1 protein-coding gene is annotated in these 397 nt (G+C 55.9%); it reads right to left on the reverse strand.

Going from position 1 to position 397, the window contains the following annotated elements; translation table 11 throughout:
- Nucleotides 1-209: 209 nt before the first annotated feature.
- A partial coding sequence (locus tag E3E28_RS11260) for a flagellar biosynthetic protein FliQ (protein WP_167915471.1) occupies nt 210-397 on the reverse strand: 188 nt, incomplete at its 5' end.

Raw genomic sequence — 397 nt, forward strand, 5'->3', positions numbered from 1 at the left:
TGACCGAGTGTAGCAGATTTCCGAATCCCAGCGCCTCTGGAGTGTTCGGACACTACGGGGCTTGCGCCGCGCGCGAGGAGCAAACGCAACCAGATGACGAGGGCAGCGAAAGAATGCTTTGCGGCTTACATCGTTCGAAGACGCAGCTTGCCGAGCCACCAGGAAAACGAATGCTCATAGACCGGCTCGGATGGCCACGCGCAAAAGAGTCAATTGGTGGGCATGCTGATTTGCGCGACCATCCGCAAAAATTGGTTATGCGAAGTCTCAGCCATGAAGGGCAACGCGATCAGAAAAGTAACGAATGTCGCAAGGATCTTGGGGGTTTGAATGAGCGTCTGCTCTTGGATTTGCGTAAGGGCCTGGAACAGCGAGACGGCGACGCCAACGACGGTAC

It is taken from the genome of Thermococcus sp. 21S9 (assembly GCF_012027635.1).
GTDB lineage: Archaea > Methanobacteriota_B > Thermococci > Thermococcales > Thermococcaceae > Thermococcus.